General features: G+C 72.2%; 20 protein-coding genes. 16 read left to right on the plus strand and 4 right to left on the minus strand.

Annotated features, from left to right (window positions below; translation table 11 throughout):
* Nucleotides 1-13: 13 nt before the first annotated feature.
* Genes E0L36_RS17600 through E0L36_RS17610 form a run of 3 tightly spaced genes read right to left on the minus strand, consistent with a single transcriptional unit; the run spans nt 14 to nt 3670 of the window.
* Nucleotides 14-1459: a PLP-dependent aminotransferase family protein gene (locus E0L36_RS17600; RefSeq protein ID WP_308416817.1), complete on the minus strand. Its 1446-nt coding sequence runs from the start codon at nt 1457-1459 to the stop codon at nt 14-16.
* A gap of 37 nt (nt 1460-1496) precedes the next feature.
* Nucleotides 1497-2966, minus strand: coding sequence for an alpha/beta hydrolase (locus E0L36_RS17605; protein ID WP_180930105.1), 1470 nt, complete (start codon nt 2964-2966; stop codon nt 1497-1499).
* Between the two features lie 41 nt (nt 2967-3007).
* Nucleotides 3008-3670: a TetR/AcrR family transcriptional regulator gene (locus tag E0L36_RS17610; RefSeq protein WP_180930771.1), complete on the minus strand. Its 663-nt coding sequence runs from the start codon at nt 3668-3670 to the stop codon at nt 3008-3010.
* A gap of 197 nt (nt 3671-3867) precedes the next feature.
* Here E0L36_RS17610 and E0L36_RS17615 point away from each other — a divergent pair, with 197 nt between their 5' ends.
* Entirely contained in the window at nt 3868-4956 is a 1089-nt protein-coding gene (locus E0L36_RS17615; protein ID WP_180930106.1) for an alpha-hydroxy acid oxidase, read from the plus strand.
* Between the two features lie 361 nt (nt 4957-5317).
* Nucleotides 5318-6703: a class I adenylate-forming enzyme family protein gene (locus E0L36_RS17620; RefSeq protein ID WP_180930107.1), complete on the plus strand. Its 1386-nt coding sequence runs from the start codon at nt 5318-5320 to the stop codon at nt 6701-6703.
* A gap of 5 nt (nt 6704-6708) precedes the next feature.
* Here E0L36_RS17620 and E0L36_RS17625 read toward each other — a convergent pair whose 3' ends face one another.
* Entirely contained in the window at nt 6709-7482 is a 774-nt protein-coding gene (locus E0L36_RS17625) for a 4'-phosphopantetheinyl transferase superfamily protein (protein ID WP_180930108.1), read from the minus strand.
* Between the two features lie 17 nt (nt 7483-7499).
* Between E0L36_RS17625 and E0L36_RS17630 the strand changes: the two genes are divergently transcribed.
* From E0L36_RS17630 to E0L36_RS17695, 14 genes are all read left to right on the plus strand, one after another.
* Complete coding sequence (locus E0L36_RS17630; protein ID WP_180930109.1) at nt 7500-7763, plus strand: acyl carrier protein; 264 nt, start codon at nt 7500-7502, stop codon at nt 7761-7763.
* A 111-nt stretch (nt 7764-7874) separates the two neighbouring features.
* Nucleotides 7875-9563 carry a class I adenylate-forming enzyme family protein gene (locus E0L36_RS17635; protein WP_180930110.1) on the plus strand — a complete coding sequence of 563 codons (1689 nt, stop codon included), beginning with the start codon at nt 7875-7877 and terminating at the stop codon, nt 9561-9563.
* Complete coding sequence (locus E0L36_RS17640; RefSeq protein ID WP_180930111.1) at nt 9560-10894, plus strand: beta-ketoacyl synthase; 1335 nt, start codon at nt 9560-9562, stop codon at nt 10892-10894. Before E0L36_RS17635 ends, E0L36_RS17640 begins: the two co-directional genes overlap by 4 nt.
* Nucleotides 10891-11955, plus strand: coding sequence for a 4-hydroxyphenylpyruvate dioxygenase (gene hppD, locus E0L36_RS17645; protein WP_180930112.1), 1065 nt, complete (start codon nt 10891-10893; stop codon nt 11953-11955). Before E0L36_RS17640 ends, hppD begins: the two co-directional genes overlap by 4 nt.
* Nucleotides 11956-12139: 184 nt before the next feature.
* Nucleotides 12140-13114 (plus strand): phytanoyl-CoA dioxygenase family protein, encoded by a 975-nt coding sequence (locus E0L36_RS17650; protein WP_308416818.1) that lies wholly within the window; start codon nt 12140-12142, stop codon nt 13112-13114.
* 1261 nt (nt 13115-14375) lie between these two features.
* Nucleotides 14376-15140: an iron-containing redox enzyme family protein gene (locus E0L36_RS17655; RefSeq protein WP_180930113.1), complete on the plus strand. Its 765-nt coding sequence runs from the start codon at nt 14376-14378 to the stop codon at nt 15138-15140.
* Nucleotides 15141-15445: 305 nt separating this feature from the next.
* Nucleotides 15446-16726: a pyridoxal phosphate-dependent aminotransferase gene (locus tag E0L36_RS17660; protein WP_180930114.1), complete on the plus strand. Its 1281-nt coding sequence runs from the start codon at nt 15446-15448 to the stop codon at nt 16724-16726.
* An 874-nt stretch (nt 16727-17600) separates the two neighbouring features.
* A complete protein-coding gene (locus E0L36_RS17665; RefSeq protein ID WP_308416819.1) occupies nt 17601-18335 on the plus strand; it encodes a hypothetical protein in 735 nt (244 codons plus the stop codon).
* A gap of 256 nt (nt 18336-18591) precedes the next feature.
* The gene (locus tag E0L36_RS17670) at nt 18592-18900 is read left to right on the plus strand and encodes a helix-turn-helix transcriptional regulator (RefSeq protein ID WP_180930115.1); all 309 of its coding nucleotides are present in this window, start codon (nt 18592-18594) and stop codon (nt 18898-18900) included.
* Nucleotides 18897-20012 carry an ACR3 family arsenite efflux transporter gene (arsB, locus tag E0L36_RS17675; RefSeq protein ID WP_180930116.1) on the plus strand — a complete coding sequence of 372 codons (1116 nt, stop codon included), beginning with the start codon at nt 18897-18899 and terminating at the stop codon, nt 20010-20012. The genes E0L36_RS17670 and arsB overlap by 4 nt, the downstream gene beginning before the upstream one ends.
* 174 nt (nt 20013-20186) lie before the next feature.
* A complete protein-coding gene (locus tag E0L36_RS17680; protein WP_258016320.1) occupies nt 20187-20882 on the plus strand; it encodes a Crp/Fnr family transcriptional regulator in 696 nt (231 codons plus the stop codon).
* A gap of 148 nt (nt 20883-21030) precedes the next feature.
* Entirely contained in the window at nt 21031-22050 is a 1020-nt protein-coding gene (locus E0L36_RS17685) for a hypothetical protein (protein ID WP_180930117.1), read from the plus strand.
* Nucleotides 22050-24392 carry a hypothetical protein gene (locus tag E0L36_RS17690; protein ID WP_180930118.1) on the plus strand — a complete coding sequence of 781 codons (2343 nt, stop codon included), beginning with the start codon at nt 22050-22052 and terminating at the stop codon, nt 24390-24392. The genes E0L36_RS17685 and E0L36_RS17690 overlap by 1 nt, the downstream gene beginning before the upstream one ends.
* Nucleotides 24389-25297 carry a hypothetical protein gene (locus E0L36_RS17695; RefSeq protein ID WP_180930119.1) on the plus strand — a complete coding sequence of 303 codons (909 nt, stop codon included), beginning with the start codon at nt 24389-24391 and terminating at the stop codon, nt 25295-25297. Before E0L36_RS17690 ends, E0L36_RS17695 begins: the two co-directional genes overlap by 4 nt.
* The last annotated feature ends 183 nt before the right edge of the window (nt 25298-25480 follow it).

The following is a 25480-nucleotide window of genomic DNA, read 5'->3' on the forward strand; positions in this document are numbered from 1 at the left end:
GGACGGGGGCGGGTCAGGTGGGGGTGGGGGACTGGTGGGTGATGAAGGCGGCGAGGCGCTCGACGCCCTCGCGGATGCGTTCGGGGTCCAACGCCGAGCAGGAGAGGCGGAGTTGGTGGGTGCCGCCGTCGCCGAGGGTGAAGTCGCTCATCGGGGTCCACAGCACGCCGAAGTCCCGCGCCGAGCGTTCCAGCGCGGCGCTGTCGGCGGTGAAAGGCACGTTGACGACGAGGAAGAAACCGCCGTCCGGCAGGTTCCAGTCGATGCCGAGGGCGGCGCGGCGCTCGGCGGGGAAGTGCCGTTCGAGTTCGGCGAGCAGTGCGTTGAGGTTGTCCCGGTAGAAGGCGATGGGTGCCGCGTTGGCCTCGCGCAGGCGGCAGCCGGAGGCGACGAGCATGCCGCCGATCACGGCCTGGCTGATGGCCGAGGTGTTCACGGTCGTCATGCTCTTGATCTTGCACAGTTCCTCGGCGAGGACGCTGGACTCGCCGTGCGGACCGATGACCCGCTGGTCCGCGAGGACGTAGCCGACGCGGGCGCCGGGTAGCGCGGTCTTGGCGAAGGAGCCGAGGTGGACGACGCGTCGGTGGCGGTCGAGCGCCTTGAGGGTGGGGCGGGGTTCGCCCGCGCGGACGAAGAAGCCGTAGGGGTTGTCCTCCAGGATCAGCAGGTCCTCCTCCTCCGCGATCTCCAGCAGGCGGTGGCGGGCCTCGATGGTGAGGCTGGCGCCGGAGGGGTTGGCGAAGTCCGCCACCACGTAGCAGGCGCGGGGTCGTTGGCCCGCCGCGCGGGCGGCGCGGGCGGCCGTGCGGACCGACTCGGGATCGAGTCCCTCCGGGCCCTCGTGGACCGGTCGCACGGTGACGTCCAGCAGTCGCGCGGCGCCGGTGATCCCCACGTAGCAGGGGGAGTTGACGAGGAGGACGTCCTCCGGACCCGCGCAGAGGGCGCGGAGCGTGAGCAGCATGCCCTCCTGGCAGCCGGTGGTGACCACGATGGAGTCGGCCGGGACGTGGATGTCCTCGTCGAAGGCGAGGGCGCGGGCGATCAGGTCGTGGATGACGCCGCCGGTGCGGCCGTACTGGTAGAGCTGGGTGCGTATCTGGGCGCGGCTCCAGCCCCGTTCGCGTTCCAGGTGGTCGGTGTAGACGCGCAGGTAGCGGGCGATGTCCTCGGGCTCGAAGGCGCCCTCGGAGGGCCTGCCGGGGGCGAAGGAGATCGCCTCGGGGAAGCGGGAGACCACCTCGTTGAGGAAGTTCATCGCCTCCAGCAGGGGGTCGGTGAGCGACCCGTGTAACGCGTCGAGCCGGAGGGCGGCCGAGGGGCCCGCCGGGACCGGCCCGGTGGACGGTCCGGTCCCGGCGGTCTCGGTCCCGTTCGGCTGCTGGCCGGGCGTGTGATGGGCGGCCGGTCCGGCCGTCCCGGCCGCCTCGGCGGTGGTGGCTGTGGTGTCCCGCACGGAGTGGGTCATCCCTTCGGGTCGCGGTCGATGGTGGTCAGGGTCGGGCGCGTCCGGCCGGGGGCTCCTCGCCGCCGTGGGCAGGGGGGTGACCGGTGACGCGGGAGGGGCGCACGCCGCCGTGGCGGGGGCGCTCCGGGACGGCGCCGAGCGGCCCGCCGCCGGACTCGGCACGGGGACGGGTGGCGGGGCGCGCCTTGGCGCCGGTCGGCCGCGCGGCGGCCGGATGGGCTGAAGTCCGGGTGCCGCCAAGGGAGTTGTCCCCGGATCGGGGGGCCGGGAGGGATCCGCCGCTGCCGCCGCGCGGGCTGGCGGGCGCGGGGTGGACGCCAGCCCGGCGGGCTATGGACCCGCCCCGCGCCCCGCCGCCCCGCGCCCCCCGCCCGCCGCAGGTGGTAGCGCGGGGGCGCGGGGCGGTGTGTGACCGGAGGAAGGCGGCGGACTGGGCGAGCGCCCGCCGCGCGGCGTCCAGGCTGCCGCCCATGGTGAAGAAGCCGTGCGCCACGCCGGGGTACCGGCTGAGTTGGACGGGGACGCCGCTGTCCAGCAGCCGGTGCGCGTACTGTTCGCCCTCGTCGAGCAGGGGGTCGAACTCGGCGGTGAGGATCAGGGTGGGGGGCAGGCCGCGGAGGTCGGGGGCGCGCAGCGGGGAGGCGTGGGGGGAGTCGCCGTCCGCCGGGTCGGCCAGGTAGTTGTCCCAGTACCAGCGCACCGAGCGGTCGTTGAAGAGCAGCGGGTCGGTGTTCTCGTGGCGCGAGGGGGTGTCGGCGCGGTGGTCGGTGTTGGGGTAGACGAGGAGCTGGCAGCTCAGCTCCGGGCCGGTGGCGCGGGCGCGCAGCGCGGTGACGGTGGCGAGGTTGCCGCCCGCGCTGTCCCCGGCGACGCTGATCCGCTCCGGATCGCCGCCGAGGCGGCGGGCGTTGGCCGCCGCCCAGCGGAGTCCGGCGGAGCAGTCGGTGACGGCGGCGGGGAACGGGTGCTCGGGGGCGAGGCGGTAGCCGACGGCCACGGTGAGGCAGCCCGCCGCGTTAGCTAGAGACCGGCAGACGGCGTCCGAGGTGTCGAGGCTGCCGAGCGTCCAGCCGCCGCCGAAGTAGTAGACCAGCACGGGGAGTTGGCCGTCGCCTGCCGGACGGTAGATCCGGGTCGGCAGGGGGCCGCCGGGGCCGGGGAAGGTCTCCTCGGTGACGCGGGCGACGGGCTCCGGGGTGCCGGAGGACGCCCGGATGGCGGCCAGGTCGGCCGCGCGGGCCTCCCGGAGCGTGAGCGTGTACAGCGGGCGGTCGCCGCTGGCGGCGCGCCGCTCGTAGACGGCGCGGAACTGCGGGTCGAGCCCGGGGGGTGGGGCCGGGGCCGTGGCGGCGCCGCGGTCGTCGTCCGGGATGGTGTCCGGAGCGGTGCCGGGTGAGGCGTCGGGTGGGGGGCTCGGCCGGTGGCCGGGGCGGGCGGTGGGGCGCGGACTCCGCCGGTGCTGCGCTGCGGGATCCGGGTCTGCGTCGAAGGCCATGGTGTCTCCGGCTGGCGCGCCGGGCCGGGCCGGCGGGCCTGTCAGTCGGTGGCGGAGGGTGCGGGGACCTGGGGCAGCGTGTCCGGGTCGGTGGCCACGGACAGCAGCCGGTGGCGGATGCCCACGGCGGCCCGGTCGTAGGAGGTGAACTCGTCGGTCAGGACGGACTCGGCGTTCGCGGCCTCCAGCAGGGCCGTTATCTCGAAGGCCAGTTGGGGGATGTCGGCGGCGGCGGTGATCTCCCCCGCCGCGAGCGCCTCGTTGAGCGTCTGCTCGACGAACGAGAGCCAGTTGTTCCGGGTGCTGGCGACGATGTCGTGCACCTTGCCGACGCGTGAGTCGAACTCGGCCGACACGGAGTAGAAGAAGCAGCCGCCGGGGAAGACGCGGTCCCTGGAGTAGGCGAGCCAGCGGTCACAGAGCCGCCAGACGCGGCCGAGGCCGGGCGGCACCTCGCGGGCCGGCTGCACGACGTGCTCCAGGTACACCTTTATCGCGGCGCGGACGGTGGCGAGTTGCAGTTCCTCCTTGGAGCCGAAGAGCACGAAGACGCCGCTCTTGCTGAGGTTCAGCTCGTTGGCGAGACGGCCGAGCGAGAGCCGTTCGAGCCCTTCGAGGGAGGCGATCTGCACGGCCCGGCCCAGGATCAACTGCCGCGTCTGGTTACCGCGTTCGATGCGTCCGTCGGTCCGCCCTGCTGCCACCATGCACCATCCTTGTCTTGGTGGGCCCTCGCCCTGTGTGCGTCGTCGCCGCACTGTACGGGGCGTCCGGGCCGCGTCCGTCAGTCATTGTACTAAGTGGACGATCGTGCGGTCACTGTGTCAGAGTTGGGTTACTGTACGACCGTGCGGTTAGTTCTGTTAGGCTCGCGGGCGCGAGACGGGGGGAGTCCAGAACGGTGTTACTGACGCTGCGCGAGTACGAGGATGCCGCCAGGGAGCGACTGCCCGCACCGGTTTGGGACTTCCTCGCCGGAGGCAGCGGCACCGAGTCCATGCTCCACACCCCGCGCGCGGCGCTCGACCGCCTCCAACTCGTCCCGCGCTGTCTGGTGGACGTCTCCGCGACCGACCCCGGCGTCACCCTGTTCGGAGACCGGCTCGCCGCGCCGCTGGCCGTCGCACCCATGGCGTACCACCAACTCGCCCACGCCGAGGGGGAGGTGGCGACCGCCCGGGCGGCGGGTGAGTGCCAACTCCCGCTGGTCGTCAGCGTGTTCGCGAGCCGCACCTTGGAGGACGTCGCCGCGGCCGCCACCGGCCCGCTCTGGCTCCAGCTGTACTGGCTGCGCCGCCGCGAGGTGCTGGAGGACCTGGTGCGCCGGGCCGAGGCGGCCGGGTACCGGGCGCTCGTGCTGACGGTGGACGCGCCCCGGGTGGCCCGGCGCCCGCGGGACGCGCGCAACGGCTTCGCGCTGCCCGACGGGATACGGGCGGCGAATGTCGACCCCTCCGTCATGGCCGCCTCCCACCGGGGGAACTCCGGTGATTCCGCCATCGCACGGCATTCCCGGGAACAGTTCGACGCCACCATTAGCTGGCGTGATCTGGAGTGGCTGCGGGAGCGCACCTCGCTTCCGCTGGTACTCAAGGGAGTGCTCGCCGCGGCGGATGCCGAACTGGCGGTGAAGCACGGTGTCGACGCCGTGGTGGTCTCCAATCACGGAGGTCGCCAGCTGGATTTCGCCCGCCCCGCCGTCGAGGCGTTGCCGGAAATTACAGACGCGGTCAGTAAGCGCTGCCGGGTCCTTGTCGACGGTTCCATCAGACACGGTGCCGACATTGTCAAATGCCTCTGCCTGGGCGCCGACGCGGTTCTGGTGGGGCGGCCCGTGCTCTGGGGGCTGGCGCACTCGGGCAGCGCCGGTGCCGCCGCTGTCCTGCGCATACTCACGGAGGAGCTGGAGGAGACGATGGCTCTGATGGGGGCGCCGGACATCCGGGATCTCAATTCGTCCGGAATGGTGTCGGGAGTGGTCAACACTTAAGGAAAACGTAAGTCGCCGTGCGGAGATATCCCTTCCATCGCCATTGACCGAAACTGGCGGATGGGCGGTTTTTCGTGCGCTGGTATTCGATGTGTCCGGGGTTCGAAGAGGATCGCGTCCGCGTCTATCCGTAACAACACAACACGTGCGTGTAACGAATGTATCGACTGTGAGTTTGCGCAATCCTTGCTTGCATACTCTCGGGTAGTCGTGAAGGCTGTGTGATGCCGCGCAAGACAGGCGACTCCGGGTGAGGTCCATCGTCGAGTGGTTCCCCGAGAAAGCCTTTCCAGCGGTAACGGGGAAGCCAAGTCTGTACAGGGGAGGGATTCCTGTGGGCGGAACGCCGCCGCCGGGACCCGTGCACGCCAACGGAACCTGGGTCGACGACCTCCTGCTCAAGGGAGACGACCGGCACGACGTCCTCTACCTGAGCGAACCGGTGAGCCGGGGAACCCTGCGCCGTCTGGTCGCGGAGCGGCAGCGGGAGCTGACCGAGGCGGGACTCCGCCCGGGCGGCACCCTCGCCCTGCGCCTGCCGCCCTCGCTCGACGGCGTCGTCGCGCTGCTGGCGGGCTGGCGCGGAGGTGCCCAAGTCACCCTGCTCGACCACCGGTTGACCACCTACGAGGTGGAGCAGGCGCTGACCAGGCTCGCCCCGCAGCTGGTTGTCGAACCGGTCGAGCCCGTCAGCGGCCGACTGCGGGGCTTCTTCGAGATATCCAGCCGCGTGGTGCGGCGGCCGACGGGCCGCCCGGCGCGGAGCGAACACGTGCTGCTCCAGCTCAGCTCCGGCTCCACCGGCCCCTCCAAGGTCATCGGCCGCACGGTCCTCAGCCTGCGGGACGAGATCGAGCGGTACGGCACGCTGGACGGCTTCCCACGGCCCGGCGAACGCGTCGTGGTGCTGGCCTCCGTCGTCCATGTGCTCGGCCTGGTCGGCGGGTTGCTGTACGGACTGGCCCACGGGGTGCGTACGGTCCTGCCGGAACACCACTCGGTGGACGGCATCCTGCGCGCCGTCGCCGCCGCCGGGGAGCCGACCACGCTGCTCGGCGTCCCCTCCCACACCGCGCTGCTCACCGCCGCCGCGGCGCCGCCCCAACTGCCCCAGCTCCACCGCATGATCACCGGTGGTGAGGTGCTGAGGACCACCGTCCGGGAGCGGTTCACCGACCGGTACGGCGCCGAACTCGGCGCGATGTACGGGATGACGGAGGCCGGGGTCATCGCGGCCGACCCGCGCGGCGGCCACCACCCCGCGCTCACCCCGGCACCCGGCATGGACGTGCGGGTGGTGGACGGGGAGATCCAGCTCGCGCTGCCCGAGTCGCCGTATGTCGGACTGCTCGACCCGGACCGGTACGTCGACGGCTGGCTGCGCACCCGGGACGCGGGCGCCCTCGACCCGGCGACCGGGCTGCTCACGGTGCACGGCAGGACCGACTCGCAGGTGTCGGTGGCCGGGCTCAAGGTGGACCTCACCGAGGTGGAGGCCGCCCTCAGCACCCTCGACGGCGTCACCGACGCGGTGGTGGTGCACGGCAGCGGCATCGAGGCGTACGTCACCGTGGCCGAACCGGCCCTCGCCGACGGGCTGGCGGCCCGCCTCGCGGACCGGCTCGCCGCCTACAAGCGGCCCCGCGCGCTGCGGATACTTCCCGAACTCCCGCGCACCGCGACCGGAAAACCGATCCGTAACGCGGACACCCTGCGCGCGGCCACCCGTTCGGCGGCCGCCGAATGACCCCGTTAGCCGGGGGCCGGAGCGGCCACCCGACGCACCACGACCCGTGGGCCGCCACCGCTCCCGGCCGGGCCCCGGCCCCCGTCCACCAGCGGCGTCCAACCACCGTGCGAGCCCGCCCCGTTGCCCCCTCCCGCCGAACCGCCCGGCCCACACGGTCCCTCCGGTCCGCCCGGTGGTCCCGGATCCGGCGCGGTCGCGACGCCCACCACGAACCGCCCCCCGTCGAGCAGGGCCGCCCCGGACGCCAACCCGGCGGAGCCTGGCACCGGACGTGGCGCGATCCCACCCGCGGCCGGCGGCCACCGGCCGGGCAGCGGTACCGGGCGGCGCATACCGCCACCCCGCAACCCCCGGCCCAGCGCCTTTCCCACGGACTCCTTCTGGGTCCACAACCACAGGAACGCCGTGGCGCGTTCGCCCTCCGGAAGGGTGCCCAGCCACTCCGCCTCGGACCCGGCGAACCAGGAACGCGCCAGCGCCCTCCCGGGTAACCGACGTACCGCCTCGATATCGACGCCCACCGGGGTGCACGCGGACACGGCCACCGCCGCCGCTCCCCGGCCGTGACTCACGCTGACCCGCAGGCCCCCGGCGGCGCCGCCCACGTACGGGCGCCCGCCCGACTCATGACCGAGCCAGATCTCCGACGCCCGGACCGCGAGCAGATCCGCGGCGGTTCGCAACAGCATCGAGCGCGCCGTCGCGCGTTCGTCCCGCTCCGTGGTGCACCACACCACCGTCACCGTGTCCGGGGGCGTTCCCGGATGCTCGTACATGAAGTGGAGTGAACCAAATGTCGCACGAGATCCACCAGTTCATCCTCGACGCCCTCAAGAACATGAACTACGACGTGTCCGAGGTGACCGGCGAAACCCACCTCGGCCCCGCCGGACTCGACCTGGAGTCCCTCGCGGTCGCGGAGATCGCGATCCAGGTGGAGGACACCTACGGCGTGAAGTTCGAGGAGGACGAGATGGAGACCGTAGCGCTGCTGACCGTCTCCGGCCTCGTGAAGGAGATCGTCGATCGCGCCGCAGTGGCCGACGACACCAAGTGACGCCGAATCGCCGTCCGTTGGCCGCCGTCGCTCCGGCCGCCCGCCGCCCGCGGGGGGCCGGGGCGGCGGGCGGCCCCGGCACGGAGGCACCACAGAGCGGAGAAGCACGCCATGACAGCGAAGAACGACCGCGCTGAGCTGGCCGCAGACCAGTCTCTCGGCGTCGGCAACGCGCTCACCACCCTGGCCGCCAAGGCGCGGGGCCTCGACCTGCCCACCCTGAGCTTCGACACCGACGTGGACGTGGAGTTCGGGGGCAAACCGGCCTGGGAGGACTTCACCCTCGCCGAACTCGACACCCGCGTACGGGCCCGGGCGGCGGCGCTGCACACGGCGGGGGTGCGCCCCCGCGACCCGGTGGCCGTCTGGGTGACCACCGGCGCCGACCAGGTGCTCGGCTACCTGGCCCTCGCCCGGCTCGGCGCCATCCCGGCGTTGATGAACTCCCACCTCACACCGGACATCGCCGCCGAGTACATCCGGCGGCTGCGCGCCAGCCGGGTGCTCACCGACACCGCGCACCGCGCGCTCCTCGCCGGACACGAGACCGGGGCGCCGCTGCTGGACGACGTCGCCCAACTCGGCGCCGCCGACCCGGACTCCGCCCCCGCCCCCTACCGCCACCACGCCGACGAGCCGGTGGTCATCACCCACTCCTCGGGCACCACCGGGCTGCCGAAGGCGGTGGCGCACTCGCACCACGGCCTGTTCGCCTCCGTGCGGCACCGGCTGTCGCTGCCCAAACCCCAGGGCCTGAACCGGATGCTGGGGGCGCTGCCCCCGGCACACGCGGCCACCGTCATCGCGGTGAACCTGGCGCTCACCAACCGGGTGCGGCTCGCGGTGCTCTCCGGGCAGTCCGGCCCGTACGTCCTGGACGCGGTGGAGCGCTGGCGACCCGAGTGCGTACTCGGCTTCGCCGCCACCTGGTCGGAGTTGGCCGCCGAGGACCTCGACTCCCGGGCTCTGGACTCGGTACGCACCTGGTGGAACACCGGGGACTGCGCGCACGAGGCGCACATCCGGCGGCTGGTCGCCGTCGGCAGCCGGGACGCCGTCGGCCCCAACGGGCGTACCACGCGGCCGGGTTCGTTCTTCATCGACGGGCTCGGCTCCACCGAGATGGGTCACTCACAGTTCTTCATCACCCACACCCCCGACACCGACCGGTACGGCCGCTGCGTCGGCAAGCCACACGCCTTCTCGCGGATCGCCGTGTTCGGCCCGGAAGGTGAGCGTCTCGGCCCCGGCGAGGTGGGCCAACTCGGAGTAAGCGCACCGACGTTGGCTCTGGGGTACTGGAACGACTCGGTCACCACCCACCGCACCCGCCGGGACGGCTACTTCCTCACCGGCGACCTGGTGTACCGGGACGAGGCCGGTTTCTACTACCACGTCGACCGGGAGGTCGACTCCGTGGAACTCCCCGACGGAAAACGGCTGTTCACCATGATGGCCGAGGAGCGGGTACTCGCCGCCTGCCCCGCGGTGCGGGAGTGCACCGTCGTCGCCGTCCGGGAGGAGAAGCCCGAGGCGGAGAGCGGCGACGGTCCGCGGCCGGAGGTCACCACCTCCGTGCTGCTGATGCTGGCGGACGGCGCCGACCGGGACGCCGACCGCACGGCGGAGGTGCTGGCCGCGCTGGAGCCGCACGTCGCGGCCACCGTACGGCGGGTGGTGGTGGTCAGCCCGGACCGTATCCCGCTCGGCCCCACCGGCAAGGTCCGCAAGATCACGCTGCGCGAGCGGTTCCTCAGCGGCGAACCCCTCGCGGAACCCACCGGGGTGAGCGCCGGATGAGCGCGTCGCCCGTGCCCGGGCCCGCCGCCACGGTCACCGGCATGGGGGCGTTCACCCCGCTGGGCCGGGGCGCCACCGCCGTCTACGAGGCGCTGTGCCACGGCAGTTCGGGACTGCGCACCCCACCGGCCGGGCATCCGATCGCCGGGGCGATCGAGGCGGCCGGGTTCGCGCCCGACATCGCGGCGGCCGAGGTGCTGCCGCCCAGCGAGGGCCGCCTCGTCGACCGCTACGCGCTGATGGCGATGGCCGCGGCGGACGACGCGCTGGCCGACGCGGGCGTCATCGTCGGCACGGACGTGGACCCGGAGCGGGTCGCCGTCGTCGTCTCCAGCGGCGCCGGGGGCCTGGCCACCTACGAGGCGCAGGGCGTGGAGCGGGCGGAGCGGGGGCCGACCGCCGTCAGCCCCTACCTGCTGCCCGGCATCCTGCCCAACATGGCGGCCGCCCGCATCGCCATCAAGTACGGGATCCGGGGGTGGAGTTCGGCCATCGCCACCGCCTGCTCGGCCGGGGCGCACGCGCTGGTCGAGGGCGCCCGGCTGATCCGCCACGGCGAGGCCGACCTGGTGGTCTGCGGCGGATCGGAGTCCCCGCTCAACCCGACCTCCGCGCTGGCCTTCCTGCACGCGCGGGCCCTGGCCAGCGGCTGGGACGCCCCGGAGGCCGCCAGCCGCCCCTTCGACCGGCGGCGGAACGGCTTCGTCCTCGCCGAGGGCGCGGGCGTGCTCGTCCTGGAGCGCGCCGCGCACGCCGACGCGCGCGGCGCCACCGGCTACGCCGACGTGCTCGGCTGGGGTGTCACCACCGACGCCTACCGTCCCACCGCCCCCCGCCCGGACGGCTCCGGCGCGGCCTCGGCCATGCGCAACGCGCTCGCCACCGCCGGGCTCCGGCCCACCGACATCGGCTACGTCAACGCGCACGGCACCGCCACCAAGATCGGGGACCGGGCCGAGAGCCGCGCCATCCGCGAGGTGTTCGGCACCGACGGTCCAGCCGTCAGCGCCACCAAGTCGATGACCGGACACCTGCTCGGCGGCTCCGGGGCGCTGGAGGCCGCCGTCACCGCGCTCGCCCTCAGCCACGGCGCCCTACCGCCCACCCACAACCTCGAAGAGGTCGACCCAGCCTGCGAGTTGGACCACATCACAGGGACGGCCCGACGGCGCCCCGTCGAGGCGGCGCTGTCCAACTCCTTCGCCTTCGGCGGACACAACGTCAGCCTGCTGCTGTCCACCGCGACCACCCACCGGCGGCACGGCGCCACACCGGCCCGCGCCGCCGGAACACCCGACGAACAGAGCGACAACCGAGGAGCACGTCAGTGAACATCGAGGGAATCGACCATGTGGAGATGTACGTCGGCGACGCACGGCAGTCGGCGTTCTACCTCCGCACCGCCTTCGGCTTCCGGCTGGCCGGGGAGGCGGGCCCGGAGACCGGCGTGCCGGACAGCCGGTCCCTGCTGCTGGTCCAGGGCGGATTACGACTGGTGCTCACCTCGGCGCTGACCTGGGAGCACCGGGCGGCCGAGTACGTCAGAGCACACGGCGACGGCGTCGCCAACATCGCCTTCGCGGTCACCGACGCGGCCGGGGCCTACCAGACGGCGGTGGCGCGCGGCGCGACGCCGGTCGAGGAGCCCACCGAACACCGGGGCGGCGGGGAGCGGGTGGTCACCGCCACCGTCGGCGGCTTCGGGGACGTCGTCCACCGGCTGGTCCAACGCGACCCGGACGGCGTGCGGTTCCTGCCCGGCAGCATGGCGACCCTTCCCCGGGACCCGGAGGAGAGCACCGAACTGGTCGACGTCCTCGACCACGTGGCCGTCTGCCTCCCCGCCGGGGAACTGGCCCCCACCGTCGCCTTCTACGAGACCGTCTTCGGCTTCTCCCAGATCTTCGAGGAGATGATCGAGGTCGGGGAGCAGGCGATGGACTCCAAGGTGGTGCAGAACTCGGCGGCCAACGCCACCTTCACCCTGATCGAGCCGGTGACCAGCCGCAAGCCCGGGCAGATCGACGAGTTCCTGGAACGGCACGGTGGCGCAGGGGTACAGCACCTGGCGCTGCTCGTCGACGACATCGTGACCGCCGTCGACACCCTGGAACAGCGCGGCGTCCGCTTCCTGGACACCCCGGACAGCTACTACAAGGAGCTGGAGGACCGCCTGGGCCGCCCCGAGGTGGCTATCGACGAACTGCGGCGGACCAACGTCCTGGTCGACCAGGACCACTGGGGCCAGGTCTTCCAGATATTCACCCAGTCCATGCACGTCCGCCGGACGTTCTTCTGGGAGGTCATCGACCGCCACGGAGCCCGCACCTTCGGCAGCGGCAACATCAAGGCGCTGTACGAGGCGGTGGCCAGAGAGAAGGCCGAGGTCTGAACCGCCCAGCCGTCAGTGCATGTTGGGCAGCCCCTCGCGGCCGGACCGTCATGACGGGCCCTCCGGACCGGGGCCGGTCGGCACCACCGCACGACACATGACCGCACCACCGCACCACCGCACCACGAACAGAGGAACCGCACGCCGCACGACCGCACCATGACCACGAGCACGAAGGAATACCGTGACCGCACAGGAAACCGAGCGGACCGCTCACCCCGAACAGCACCCGTCTGACGGGGTGTTGGACCGCACCCAGGACGCGTTCGCCCTCACCGAGGAGGAGCACGCGCTCCTGCCCACCGACGCGGACGTCGTCCACTACGCCGAACACGGCTGGTACCTCTCGAAGAAACTCCTCACCGACGAGGAGGTCGACCTGCTCGTCGAGGCCAGCGAGCGGTACTACGGCGGCCACCGCGACCGCACCCTGCCCCTGCACCCGCCCAAACTCGCCTACTGGCAGCCCTCGGACGGTCCCGTCCAGCGGCACAACGACTACGTCCACTACGAGGACGACACCCTCGGCCGGGTGCTGCGCAAGCCGCTGCTCGGCGCCGTCGCCGCCCGCCTGGCCCAGGCTGAGCGGATACGCGTCTTCCAGTCCACGCTGATCCTCAAGCCCCCGCGCCCGGAGGAGGAGTCGAACATCGTGCCCTGGCACTTCGACCGGCACTACTGGGCGAACAGCACCTCCGAGCGGATGCTCACCGCCTTCATCCCCTTCCACGACTGCGACGAGGAGATGGGCACCATCACCATGGTGGACGGCAGCCACCTGTGGAAGGAGACCTCCGCCAACGACGCCACCTCGCTCCACTTCGCCGAACGAGACCGGAGCGAACTCGACCAGATGCTGGAGGAGAACGCGCACTACAACAACGCCGAGGTGCGCAAGATCCCGATGCGCATCCCCAAGGGACACATGAGCTTCCACCACTGCCGCACCTACCACGGCAGCGGTGCCAACCGCAGCGACCGTCCCCGACGCGCGATCTCCTTCCACCTCCAGGACGGGGAGAACCAGTACCGGCCGTTCCGCCGCTCGGACGGAACCCAGGTCTCCTACAACCACGACGCCCTGGTGCGGCGCACCCCCGAGGGCCTTCCGGACTACAGCGACCCGGAGTTCTGCCCGGTGCTGTGGAGCAGCCACTGACCGGACCTCGTCACCACCGCACCACCGCACCACGCCAACTCCGCGGTACCGCAACGCCGTCGGACCGCCAGACGTCGGCCCGGCGGACGGCGGCCCGGCGGCCCGTCGGAGCCGCACCCGCCGTGAGGGCGGCGGGACGCGATGACGGCGGGTACGGCGGTACGGCACAAGGGGGTTGGGGCACGGACTGCCATCCGCGCCCCAACCCCCGTCTCCGTGCCGGGCGTTCGGGACCGTCCGCACACTCACGGGCCCTGGCCCGGCTCCGGGGCGCCCACCCCGTACGGGCCCTGCCGGGCGGCCAGGGGTCTCCAACGGAGGGTCCGGGGACTGAGGTTGGGAGCGACCTGGGGTCTTCCGGGATGACCGCCGGAGCTGACCGAGCCGTTCCGGAGGAGACGTCCGGGAATAAGACAGCGGCACCGGACGCCCTTCCCGGCTGTCGCGCCGACCGGCTCGCGCGACGCGATCGTCCCACCACCCCCATCAGTACACCGGTCTCACCCGTACGGCGACTGAATGCCAGCTAATTCAGGATGCATAGGACCTTTCAGAGGACCTCTCCGGTGTCGGGTGCGGAACATTCTCCGCGTGCGAGGAGTATGCGAGGAGTAACCGCCGCACCGTCGGTTTTCTATGGCCACCGTGGTGTGCGGTGGTGGATTGTGGAGGAGCGCTGAAGATCCGCTCGGAGTGGATCCGGCGACCGTCGGCGGAGGTGGTCCGGCGATTCCGGTCCGGGTTTTCCGGGGGGTTTGCCGGGCCGTCGGCCGGTGGCCGCGGCTGCGGAGTGGAAGGGCCTGCGCCTGCTTTCACGGGATGTCCACGGTGGCACTGTTCACCGTCAAGAACCCTCCGCATATGGCCGGTTGTGCCCTGTTCCCGGTAACGGTCCCTACGTCACCTTGGATCACGGCCGATCCGAAGTGTTCAGCGCGGCGTGTGGGGTGGGTGTATTCCATCGGAAACCCGTCCGGCGCCGCCGGGAGAAGGGCTCCCGCACTTCCTGGTCCGGCCCGGCTGACCACCGGGTCCCGGATTCGATCGAGTTCCATGGCAGGGGTGCGTGCCATTCCGCGTGCGCGTGTTCGGGGTGTTCTCCCCGTTCCCCCTCCGGCCGTCGTCCTGACGGTTGCCACGGTGCTCACCCGCGATCGGTGACCGCGGAGAGTATTCCTCCAGCGCGTCGCGCGCCCCCGCCGGACGACCGGACGACCGCCGCGCGCGCCGCGCCGACCACCCACGTGAGGAGTGACGCACGATGACCACCACGGCGATGACGCTGGACGAACAGGTCACCTCGCTCATGGACGAGCTGGAGCGGCACCCCGTCTACGAGAACCCCTACTTCCAACGGCTGGAGAGCGTCCCGTGGACCGGCCGGACCTACGAGTTCCACCGCGCGAACTTCTTCCAGCGCACGGAGGGAACCGTCAAGGGCATCGCCCACGTGTGCGCGCAGGCCGCCGCCAACGACGACGTGGACACCCTGGTGCTGTTCTCGTTCATCCTCAACGAGGAGGCCGGGAACGGGGAGGCGGGAAGGTGTCACGAGATCCTGATGGAGAACGCCCACAACCTGCACGGTGAGCGGGAGTTCGGGCTGTCCCCACTGCGCGTGAAGGAGGCGCGGAACAGTGAACTCGTCCTGCCCGAGACGTTCGCCTACCGCGAGCGCACACTGGAACTGCTGAGCGGCGGTTACCAGCGGATGCTGGGCGTCGCCATGGCGCTGGAATCGCACGCGGACCGCATGTTGCAGGTGTGCCGGACGGCGTTCCGCAACAGCAACAACGAACTCCCGCACGACACGTTCGTCCACGACGTCGAGATCTATTTCAACGTGCACGTGGGAGACGAGGGCGTCGAGGAACGGCACGCGGCCGACGCGCGGAAGTGCGTCCTCAACAACTGCCACAGCGACGAGGACGTCGCCGAGATCGCGTACGGCGCGAAGGAGACGCTCGCCATCCAGCTGGAGATGTGGAACGCGATGGACCGGGCCGTCCGCGAGATGGCCGGCTGAGGGAACCGCGGAACGGTGCCCCACCACCGGGGGCTCCGTACCCGCGACCGGAGCGCCCGGCGGAACCCCCTCACCGCTCGGTGTCTCGACGGGCGGCGCCCCGACGGACGACCGGGCCGGGGCACCTCGCCCGACGGGTAACGGCCCTACGGAGAACAGCCCTACGGCGAACCGTCCAGCGGGGAACAGCCCGGTCAGGAACAGCCGTCCGGTCAGGAACAGCCCGGTCAACAACCGTCCGGTGGAGGACGACCGCGGCGGAGAGCGGAGAAACGCACCACGGCAGAGAGGTAGCCCATACGACCGTGCAGAAGAATCGTGGAATCTCCAACGCCATTCTGAGTATCCCCAAGTCAGCCACCCACGGCACCCGAGCGAAGATCGCGGCGCTCAACAGCGCGCTCGGCCCCGAAGAGCAGATCATCGATCTCAGCATCGGTGCGCTGGACACCCCGGCCGACCAGCGCATCGACCAGGGCGTGATCGACTTCGTACGGAAGCACCCGGACACGGTGCACGCGTTCGCGCCCGTCAAGGGGCTGCCCTTCCTGCTGGAGTCGATCGCGGCACGCGTGGCCCGGCTGCACGGGCTGAAGTACGACCCGGAGTCCGAGATCATGGTCACGCCGGGCGGGGTGAAGGGCTCGATATCGGCGGCCTTCCACACCCTGCTGAACCCCGGCGACGAGGTCGTGGTCCCGGTGCCCAACTGGCCGCACTACGCGGACATGGTGCGGCTGCACGAGGCCGTCCCGAGGACCGTCCTGGTCACCGCCGAGGACGGGCTCACCGCTCCCGTCCTGGAGCGCGTGCTCTGCGAACGCACCAAGATCGTGGTGCTGGGGGACTGCATCAACCCCACGGGCAAGGTCTACACGACCGAGGAGCTGACGGCCCTGGCCGAGACTGTCGCCCGGCACAACGCGCTCCGTGAGTCGCGCGGGGAGAGCCCGGTCTACGTCCTCTTCGACTCCCCTTACGAAGCACACGTGTTGGGGGAGCGGGCCAGGACGTTCGCCGCGATCGACGTCCCCGCGCCCGACGGCGGCCAGTACTCCATGCGGCCGTGGACGGTGGCGGTGACCGGCCCGGGAAAGACCTACGGCATGCACGGTGACCGGATCGGATACCTCTGCGGACCCGCGGACATCGTCGAGGCGGCCTCCCGCGCCCAGGTCAACCTCACCTCGTTCGCGTCCACTTACAGCCAGGTCGCCACACACGTCGCGCTCGGACCGGAGTTGGACGAGGTGGCGACCTCCCGGGCACGCACCGCGCGCTCCAACCTGGAGGCCATGCTGCGGGAGTTGGAGGCGGTGCCCGAGCTGCGGGTCAGCCGTCCCCAGGGCGGCTACTTCCTGTTCGTCGACCTCTCCGCGTTCGCCCCTGCTTACCAGCGGCTCGGCTACGACAGCGCCGACCCGTTCCTGCTGACCGAGGCGAAGGTCGCCACGATCTGCGGTACGCACTTCGCGGACGGCGAGGAGCTCCAGCACTTCGTACGGATCAACTGCGGCCGGTCGACGGAGCTTCTGACCGAGGCGGGCCGACGGATCCGCGAGACCCTCACCAGCCTGGAACCCTGACCCGCTCAGCGGGCGGTCCCGTCAGCCGGCCGCCTCCCGGCCTCTCCGGGGCGCCGGGGCGCATCGGCGCCCCGGGCGTCATGTGGCCGCCCCGGGCGCGGTACGCGCGCTCCGGGTGTGCGTCCGGCGTCCCGGGCGGCGTACGTGCGCTCCAGGCGTGGCGCCCCGCGCCCCGCGTCACCGGCGGCGGGCAACCACCGCGCCGGCCGCCGGTGACGCCTCGCGTCCGCCCGCCCACGCGACGGCCAACGGGCCGTCCCGGACGGTGTGTTGGGCGTCCCCGGGCGTCCCCGGGCGTACCTGGGTGTACCTCCGTGCATCCGTGTGCCCGTGTGCCCGTGTGCCCGTGTGCCCGTACGTCCGTACGTCCGTGTGGTGTGCGTCCGTGCCAGGGCGGGAGGGCGGGTCAGAGGGTAGTGGTGGTCGCCGGTGGGCATCTTCCCCTCCGTGCGGCGCTCTCTCCTCCGTCCGATCACCCGGTCCGGCCACGCGGACCGAGCACCCGGCCCGATCGTCCGGGCCCACCGTCCGGGGACCGGCGGTCCGCTGCCCGCCCACCGGGTGGTCGCCGTCCACCCCGCGACCGTCGCCCACCGGCTGTCCGCCCCACACCGCGTGGCCCGCCCGCACGGCTCGGCCCGGTAGCGGCGTGCCGACCACTCACGAGGGGGACGCGCGCGGTCCGCCGCCGTCGTGTCGTACGTCCTCGGCCAGGCAGATTCCGGAACGGCGGCGGCGTCGCTTCGACGCCAGCACACAGGAGGCGACAGGTATGGAGCGGGAGACGACGGGGCGCGGCTGGCGCGGGTTAGGGCGCCGCCGGAACGGGGCGGCGGGCGCGCCGTCCCGTCGGACACGGCGTCCGCCGATTCCGGTGAGCTACGTCCCGCTGGGCGAGCATCCGGTGCGCCGCTTCCCGCAGTTGCTCCTCGGCCTCGCCCTCTACGGTTTCAGCCTCTCGGCCATGGTGCGGACCTCGCTGGGCGTCAACCCGTGGAGCGTGCTGTACGAGGGCCTGGAACTGCGTACCCCGCTGAGCTTCGGGATGATCAGCGGCGTCCTCGGCGTACTGGTGCTGCTCCTCTGGATTCCGCTCAAGCAGAAGCCCACGCTCGGTACCTTCGCGAACATCCTCGTCGTCGCCAGCTCGGCCGATCTGGGCCTGCTGCTGATCCCCGCGGACCTCGGTCTTCCGGCGCGGGTCGCGCTGCTCGTCGGCTGCGTCGTCCTCAACGGGCTGTCGGTCGCGATCTACGTGGGCGCGCGCTTCGGCCCGGGCCCCCGCGACGGGCTGATGACCGGGGTGGCCGCGGTGACCGGCTGGTCCCTCCGGCTCGTGCGCACCCTGATCGAGCTGACCGTGCTGGGGATCGGCTGGGTGCTCGGCGGGAGCGTCGGCGTCGGCACGGTGCTGTACGCGCTGCTGGTCGGCCCGGTCACCCAGTTCTTCCTCCCCCACCTCGTGTACCGCAGGGCCTCCGAACCCGCGCTCGCCGCCCCCGGCCGCCCCCGGGCTGGCGGTCCGGGCCACCCCCGGGCGGGCGGCAGCGGCGACCCCCGCACGGAACACGGAACCCCGACCCCCCACAACCCCACCCCCCGCCAGTGAAGCCCGCCGCACGACGCCGAGGGGCCGCCCGCGTGACGGTGAGGTTCGGCCGGTCACGACGGGGAGGTCGGCCAGACGAGGTGGGGTCCGGCCCGGCGCGGTGACGGCCAGCTGTGGGTCCGGCCCGGCGCGCGGCCAGTCCGTGGCCAGCCCGGGCCAGTCCGCGGCCAGTCCGCGGCCAGTCCGTGGCCAGCCCGGGCCAGCCCGGTGCCGACCCGGGTGACGTGAGCGGCGGGCGATGTGAGAACATCAGTACATGCTGACTTCAGTGGACGCTGATGTGATCCGGGTGCTGGGCGACCCGCTGCGCTGGCGCATCGTGAACCTGCTGGCGCGGGAGACGCTGTGCACCACGCACCTCGTCGAGGAGACCGGCGCCAAGCAGACGAACCTCTCCAACCACATGCGGGTGCTGCGTGAGGCGGGCCTGGTGGAGACCGAGCCGTGCGGCCGGTTCACCTACTACCGCCTCCGGCCCGGAGTCCTCGCGGAACTCTCCGGGCGGTTCGCCCAGCTCGCCGAGTCCGCCCACGGGGCGGCGGAGAACCGGAGGCCCTGCACGTGACCGCCGTCGACCCCACCACCCGGCGCGCGTCGGACGCGTCGGACGTATCGGACGCTGCCTCGGTCGCCGGGCGGCTCTCCACCCTGGACCGCTACCTGGCGGTCTGGATCCTGCTCGCGATGGCCGTCGGCCTGGCTCTGGGACGGGCGATCCCGGGGCTGGGAGACGCCCTGGCCGCCGTGGAGATCGGCGGGATCTCCCTGCCGATCGCCGTCGGCCTGCTGGTGATGATGTACCCGGTGCTGGCGAAGGTGCGCTACGACCGGCTGGACGCGGTCACCGGTGACCGGCGGCTGATGGTCTCCTCGCTGGTCGTCAACTGGCTCGTCGGCCCGGCGGTGATGTTCGCCCTCGCCTGGGTCTTCCTGCCCGACCTGCCCGAGTACCGCACCGGACTGATCATCGTGGGCCTGGCCCGCTGTATCGCCATGGTGATCATCTGGAACGACCTGGCCCGTGGCGACCGCGAGGCGGCGGCCGTGCTGGTAGCGCTGAACTCGGTGTTCCAGGTGCTCGCCTTCGGCCTGCTCGGCTGGTTCTACCTGGATCTGCTGCCCCGGTGGCTCGGCCTGGGCGACGGGCAGGGACTGGACGTGTCCGTATGGCAGATCGCGGCCAATGTCGTCGTCTTCCTCGGCGTTCCGCTGCTGGGCGGCTTCCTGACCCGTCGCCTGGGCGAGCGGAGGATGGGCCGGGACGCCTACGAGAACCGGCTGCTGCCGAGGATCGGGCCGTGGGCGCTGTACGGACTGCTGTTCACGATCGTCGTCCTCTTCGCCCTCCAGGGGAAGACGATCACCTCGCAGCCACTGGACGTGGCCCGGATCGCGTTGCCGCTGCTCGTCTACTTCGCGGTCATGTTCTTCGGCACCTTCGCCCTCGGCGCCTGGCTGGGCCTGGCCTACGACCGCACCGCCACGCTGGCCTTCACCGCCGCGGGCAACAACTTCGAGCTGGCCATCGCGGTGGCCATCGCCACCTTCGGCGTCACCTCCGGCCAGGCGCTCTCCGGAGTGGTCGGCCCACTGATCGAGGTTCCGGTGCTCATCGGTCTGGTCCACGTCTCTCTCGCCTGGCGCCGCCGCTTCACGCCCCAGCCGCCCGCCAGTTGACCCGAGCCCGTCCCCGGACCACCTCGAACCCGACCTCGTCACCTCGGAGTTGACCCCGCCAACCCCGAATCCGACACCGCCGCGACACCACCGCGAGGCTGGTCGCACACGCGCACCCCGTCGACTGCGAACCAGCCCCCGGACAGGGCGATTCTCTTCCCCTACGGTCGGCGTATGGCTGACCCCTCCCCCGAGGCCCCGGGGCCAGCAGGTCACACCATGCGCGACTTCCTCGGCGAGGACGCGTGGTCCGATCTGCTGACCCGGGCCACCCACCGTCAGCACCGGGCGGGCACCCTGCTCCTGCGTCAGGGCGAACCGGGCACGCACGTCCTCGCCGTGGTCAGTGGCGCCACCAAGGTCACGCGTCACGAACCCGACGGGAACCGGACCCTGCTGGCCTTTCGCGGACCGGGCGAACTGCTGGGAGAGATCGCGGTGCTGGACGACCGGGGGCGGTCGGCCAGTGTGGAGGCGATGTCCCGGTGCGTGGTCGGGGTCGTCGGGAAGCCCGTCTTTCTGCGGTTCGCGACGGAGTACGGGCTCTTCCCGCTCCTCGTGCGCTACGCGCTGAGCCGTCTGCGGGAGTCCGACCAGGCGCGCGCCGGAGGTGACGTGACGGGCAGGCTGGCCGCGGTGCTGGTGCGGCTGGCGGACATCGCCGGGGAGTCCGTGCCGCGCGGCGGCGACTCACTGGAACTGGCCCTGACGCGGGACGATCTGGCGCAGCATCTGCGCATCTCCCGGAACACCGTGACCGCGGCGCTCACCGGCCTGTCCAGGTACGTGCGGGTCAGCCGGAAGCGCATCGTCATCGACGATCTCCCCGCCCTCCGGGGCGTGGAGGCCACCGTCGTCTCGCGCGACTGAGACGTGACCCACGCCACGTTCCGGCCGCACTGAGCGTGCGGACGCTGGCGCCCGTTCCCTGGACGCTCGGATCAGCAGGCCCGGAGCGTCCGGCCACCGGCCGTAGGTACCGCTCCAGGCGAGACCCAGCAGGAGACCGAGGTCCGTCATGTCCGAACCCGCCCAGGTGCCCTCCGCGACCGTCCGCCCCCACACGCGAAGCCACAGCCTCCCGCCGTACCGCGGAATCCTCGCGGTCGACGCGAAGGACTTCACCGGCTATCCCGCCATCCAGCACGGTGAGATCAGCCGCGTCATCCCGCAACTGCTCCAGACCTCCTTCTCCCGGGCGCGGTTGCCCGAGGTCTGGGAGGAGCGCAGGTTCCCGGACTCGACGGGGGACGGCTACGTCTTCGGATTCGAACCGTCATCCATGCCGTTCGTCATCCACCCCTGGCTCAGCACGCTCCAGGAACTGCTCACCGAGTTCAACGTCAACTCGATGGGAACCGTCCGCATCCGCCTCCGGGCCAGCCTGCACATCGGGCCGCTCCCCGACTCCGGCGACGACTTCGACGGGAACGGAACGCCGCGGAACGACACCCACCGGCTGCTGGACTCCGTGCCGGTCAAGGCGGTTCTCGCGACGCAGAGCGAGAACGTCACGCAGGTGGCGGCCATCCTGTCCGACCGCTGCTACCAGGACGCCGTGGCCAGTGGTTACACCGGGCGGCACCCCGACTACTTCATCGAGGTTCCCGCGTCCGTCGAGGGGAAGCGGTTCGAGCAGCGCGCGTGGCTGTACGTCCCGGCCCCCTCCGGGAACCTGCACGACCCCCGGATCCTCGGGGAGGGGGTGGCCGGCGGGTCCCACGAGCCGGAGGACCACCGCGCGGAGCGGGAGGCACTCCCCCAGCGGACCGCGGCCCCGAGCTTCCGGGCCGACCGGGGCATCGTCAACGGCGGCCACGTGGAGGGCGGGCAGACCGTCAACAACGTCGAGGGCGGACAGACCGTCAACCACGTTGAGGACGGCGGGCGTTACATCGGTGGCGACCACGTCGGCGGCGACTCCATCGGCGGCGACTACGTCGGGGGGAACAAGGCCGGGACGGTACACGGCAACCAGGGCGACACCGTCCACGGCGACAAGAGCACCGCCACGGGCCGGCCGCGCGAGGACCGTTGATGAGCGGGCGAGAGACCCCCGGCACGGACGCGGACCGCGCCCAGCGGGCGGCGGACCGGCGGGCGGCGGACCGGGGGGCGGGCCGAGCGGACGGCGCCACCGACCCCCCGGCGCGGACACCCGGGATCCCGGCGGGCGGGTCGGCGGAAGGTCCCGAGCCGGGCCCCGCCGCCGCGAGTTCGGGCCGCTCGGCAGAGCCGGGCCCCGACGCGGGCGGCCTTGACGAGGCGGACCTTGACGAGACCGACTTCGACGAGGCGTACTTCGACGAGGAGAACGCCGGGTTCCCGCGGGGCACCCCCGGAAGCGGGAACGGGCCGCCGCACCGGATCTACGCCCCGGGCGGCATGGTCAACCTCGGGTTCGTCGATGGCGGCCAGCACGTCAACAACGACGGCGAGGGCTCGGCGGGCGGCCGGCGCGGTCACGCGCTGGACGGCCCCCTCTTCGCTGAGGAGATCCTCGCGGCTGGCGAGGGGTTCGCGGAACCGGACTGGTTCCCCGAGGCCCTCCGGTACCTCGACTCGCGTCTGCTGATCCTCACCGGCGCGGCCGGTACGGGGCGTCGTACGGCGGCCCTCAACCTGCTGCACCGGCACAGCACCAGCATGGTCCTGCGCGCCGTCGACACGCCGGACCTCACGAGTTGGCGCCCACACGACGACTCGGTGCGCGGCTACCTGGTCGACGGCCTCTCCCAGCCCCAACAGCTCCTCCGGGGCGGGCTGGTCAACCAGCTCATCGCCCGCCTCCGGGAGAAGGAGGCCCGTATGGTGCTCGTCCTCCCGGACGTGCCCGGGCTCGTGCGGGACCTCAACCGCGAACTGCCCGGCCACGTCGTCTCCTGTGTCCCGCCGTCGACCCGCGCGCTCTTCGCGGCGCGGTTCGAGGCCGAACTGCCGGACGAGGAACAGCGCGACCGCGTCCTCACCGCGCTGGGGCGCGAGCGGATCGACGAACTCCTGGAACGGGAGCTGTCGCCCGCCCACGTCGCGGAGCTGGTGGACGAAGTCGCCCGGGAGAACGCGGACTTCGCCTCCATCGTGGAGCGCCTGAGCTTCCTGGCGGAGGAGGAGGTTCCCGAACTGATCGAACGACTCGGCGGACAGCCGTCCGCCCTCGCCTTCCTCCTCGCGGCCTGCGTCTTCGAGGGGCTGGACTACCGCGTCATCCAGGAGGAGGCCGACCGGCTGCTGGAGTTGGCGGACGAGCGGCTCGACGCCACGATCCCCGGCACACGTCAGCAGGAGGAAGCGCGGGACAACCCCCGGTTCGTCTTCGACGAGCCCATGGACGACCAGCTGCGCGGCATCGGCGCCCGCCGCCTGCCGCGCGAGGTCCACGCGACGTGGGGCTACGCCTACGCGGTGGAGCCCGTCCGCTTCGTTCGGCACGGCCGGGCCGAGGCGGTGTTACGGCACATGTGGCGGCAGTACGGCCAACTCCCCGGACTGATGACGGACTGGCTCCAGAAGGCGCGGCGCGAGCGGGAACTCAGCGCCCCCATCGGCAGGGTGATGGGGCTGGCGGCCAGCTGGGGTGGTGGCAGGCGGGCGCTGTCCCACATCAGCGCCCTCGCCAAGTCCCCGGAGAGCGGGACCCGGCAGGTGGCCGCCATCGCCATGGGCATCGCCGCGCGGGACCCCGTCCTGGCCGGTGAGATCGGGTACCGACTGAGCCGCTGGAGCTACGCCAAGGGATGGCAGCCGCGCGCCACCGCCGCGTACACCTGCGGCACGGAGTACGGGGTGTCCCGGCCGGACCGGGCTCTGGCCCTGCTGGGGCAGCTGATGCACGGCCGGGACGACGACTCCGTCACCCACGTGACCAGCGCCATCCACGACGCCGTACGGCAGCTGTTCACCTCGGGACACCAGACCGTGGTGATCCTGCGACTGTCCGAGTGGGCCGAGGAGGGCGGCAGGCGCGGTGAGGTGGCGCTGGCCTCGTTCGCCCTCCTGCTACTCGACATCCCGTGGTTCGCCGAGCAGTTGAGGTCCGGAACCGACGCGGCCGAGCACGTCGTCGGCCTCGTCCACCGGGCGCTCAACGAGCGGGAGCACTTCGACCTCGTCTGCCGGACGGTCCTCGCCTGGCGCCAGCTGGCCGACGGCGACGAGCCGAGCCGCGAGGCCCTGGAGACACTGCTGTCCGCGCTCTCCCACGGGATGCGGCACGGCGTGCTCCGCCTCCTCGTCAGCATCGAGGAGGACGAGCACGACAGCCCCGTCGGCAAGGACATCGCGCGACGAACCCTCGCCGCCTGGCACGACGGCCGGTCGGCACCCACCGGCGGCGACACCGAGACGAGGACGGACCGGCAGAGGAGCGGCACACCATGACCGACGAGAACCCGCCCCCGCTCTTCACCCCCGCGCCGCGCGCCCCGTGGCGCGAGGTCCTCCGCCACCGCTGGTCCGCCCCGAGCGACAGCGCGCTCGTCCTCCGGGACGTCGACGGGCAGTTCCACCTGCTGTGGGCCGGGGCGCAGCGGCATGACGGCGGTTCCGCCTCCGCCACGCCCCCGGGCACCGTGGAAGCGGCCGCCGGACCTCCCCGCGTACGCCACCCCTACGAGGCCGCGTTCCGCGTGAACGTCGCCCACCACGCGAACGCCCGGGCCCTCCGCGTCCCCCACCAGTACGGCCCTCCCGAGCCGGTCTCCCTGCGCGTCTCCTGGTGGGTCCACGATCCGGTCCAGGTGGTCCGTACCCACACCACGCACGGCTGGAGCGTCGTCCGCCGCGACCTCGACCGACGCCTCCGGGACCTGGAGAGAACCTGGGCCGCTAACGAACAGTCGCTGGGCGCCGACGAGTTGGCGCATCATCTCGCCACCGCGCGAACGTTGGACCACTACGGCCTCGCCTACGCGGTCACCGACACCTCGTCCCGCGAGGTGGACGACGAACTGCTGCTCTCCGGCCAGGACACCGGCAGTTTCCCGTTCACCTGGAACGTCACCCGACGGGAGGAGTACGACTTCTGCGTCCAGGCGGTCCGCAGCGGCCCCGTAGCGCTCGCCGCGCTCTGGCTGCTCCGCCAACCCGACCAGGTGAGCGCCGTCCTCGACTGGTCGGTCGGCCACCGGGACCTGATCAGTGAGGAGGTCGGCTGGGAGGAGGAGATGGTCGGCCTGCTGGGCCACCTGTCGTCGGAGGAACGCCACGAGCTGTCGAAACTCCTGCGCGACCGCCTCCTCACCCTGGGCCGCGGAGTCCCCGGTGACCAGGGCGTCACGTGGTGACCGTGGCCCGCCCCCCGGGTCCTGTCCCGTGAACGACGAGGGCCCGGCCGCCCGCCGGCCAGGCCCTCGTCCTTCCCCCGCCGGGGGTGAGCGCGGAGAACAGGGGACGCACCTCGGAAGGTCAACGCGCCGCGTCCGCCGGGGAGTTCGTGGCCGGATCGGCGACGTCACCGGCACCCGGGA

It is taken from the genome of Streptomyces sp. AJS327, from assembly GCF_013450295.1.
Lineage (GTDB): Bacteria > Actinomycetota > Actinomycetes > Streptomycetales > Streptomycetaceae > Streptomyces.

Excerpts from the sequence above, each read along its gene's own strand:
- E0L36_RS17605 (WP_180930105.1), bottom strand. The coding sequence starts at position 2,966 with ATGGCCTTCGACGCAGACCCGGATCCCGCAGCGCAGCACCGGCGGAGT.
- E0L36_RS17625 (WP_180930108.1), bottom strand. The coding sequence starts at position 7,482 with ATGTACGAGCATCCGGGAACGCCCCCGGACACGGTGACGGTGGTGTGG.
- E0L36_RS17630 (WP_180930109.1), top strand. The coding sequence starts at position 7,500 with ATGTCGCACGAGATCCACCAGTTCATCCTCGACGCCCTCAAGAACATG.
- E0L36_RS17635 (WP_180930110.1), top strand. The coding sequence starts at position 7,875 with ATGACAGCGAAGAACGACCGCGCTGAGCTGGCCGCAGACCAGTCTCTC.
- E0L36_RS17640 (WP_180930111.1), top strand. The coding sequence starts at position 9,560 with ATGAGCGCGTCGCCCGTGCCCGGGCCCGCCGCCACGGTCACCGGCATG.
- E0L36_RS17655 (WP_180930113.1), top strand. The coding sequence starts at position 14,376 with ATGACCACCACGGCGATGACGCTGGACGAACAGGTCACCTCGCTCATG.
- E0L36_RS17670 (WP_180930115.1), top strand. The coding sequence starts at position 18,592 with ATGCTGACTTCAGTGGACGCTGATGTGATCCGGGTGCTGGGCGACCCG.
- E0L36_RS17680 (WP_258016320.1), top strand. The coding sequence starts at position 20,187 with ATGGCTGACCCCTCCCCCGAGGCCCCGGGGCCAGCAGGTCACACCATG.
- E0L36_RS17685 (WP_180930117.1), top strand. The coding sequence starts at position 21,031 with ATGTCCGAACCCGCCCAGGTGCCCTCCGCGACCGTCCGCCCCCACACG.
- E0L36_RS17690 (WP_180930118.1), top strand. The coding sequence starts at position 22,050 with ATGAGCGGGCGAGAGACCCCCGGCACGGACGCGGACCGCGCCCAGCGG.
- E0L36_RS17695 (WP_180930119.1), top strand. The coding sequence starts at position 24,389 with ATGACCGACGAGAACCCGCCCCCGCTCTTCACCCCCGCGCCGCGCGCC.